A 1088-nucleotide genomic window follows, 5' to 3' on the forward strand; every position below is an offset into this window, starting at 1 on the left:
GGCAATGCGATAAGCCTCACCGATATAGACAGCGCTTCTGTGACCACCACGATTTCTGTAGCACACGGCAGCTTAACGGCACTGGCAACAGCAGGGGTTACCATTACGAATAACGGAACGGGCAGTGTGACCTTAACAGGTTCTCCTGCTGCAATTACCACCGCTTTGGATGGTTTATCTTACACCCCTGTTGCTGATTACAATGGTCCTGACAGCTTGACGGTAGTCACCAGTGACGGGGCTTTAAGCGATACAGAGAGCATCGCCATTACAGTCAATCCAGTCGTCGATATTGCCAACGATGCCATAACCCTGAATGAAGACACGGTGGCTACTTATGATGTGAATAATAACGATACCTTTGAAAACGCAGGTCATACCATCACTGCGATTGATGGTACAGCCATTACCGCAGGCAACACCGTAACGGTAGCCAACGGCACAGTGCTGTTAAATAATGACGGCACTTTAAACTTTACCCCAACCGCTAATTACAATGGCAGCACCAGTTTTACTTACACGGTGACTTCCGGCGGAGTTACGGAAACGGCTACAGTGAACGTCACGGTGAACCCGGTTAATGATGCCCCAACCAACAGCGTCCCTGGCGCTCAAACGACGAATGAAGACACCGCTCAGGTCTTTAGCTCTGCCAACGGCAATGCGATAAGCCTCACCGATATAGACAGTGCTTCTGTGACCACCACGATTTCCGTGGCACACGGCAGCTTAACGGCACTGGCAACAGCAGGGGTTACCATTACGAATAACGGAACGGGCAGTGTGACCTTAACGGGATCTCCTGCTGCAATTACCACGGCTTTGGATGGTTTAAGTTACCAACCTGTTGCCGATTACAACGGTGCAGACAGCTTAACTATAGTCACCAGTGACGGCACTTTAAGCGATACGGACAGCATTGCCATTACAATCAATCCAGTCGTGGATATTGCCAACGATGCGATAACCCTGAATGAAGACACGGTGGCAAATCTTGATGTGAATGCCAATGATACCTTTGAAAACGCAGGCCATACCATCACTGCGATTGATGGTACAGCTATTACCGCAGGCAACACCGTAACGGT

1 protein-coding gene is annotated in these 1088 nt (G+C 49.6%); it reads left to right on the forward strand.

Annotation, left to right across the window (positions count from 1 at the left end; genetic code table 11):
* The coding region (locus Lqua_RS08100; RefSeq protein ID WP_157076133.1) for a tandem-95 repeat protein at positions 1 to 1088 on the forward strand (1088 nt) is incomplete at both ends.

It is taken from the genome of Legionella quateirensis (assembly GCF_001467955.1).
GTDB classification, from domain to species: Bacteria; Pseudomonadota; Gammaproteobacteria; order Legionellales; family Legionellaceae; genus Legionella; species Legionella quateirensis.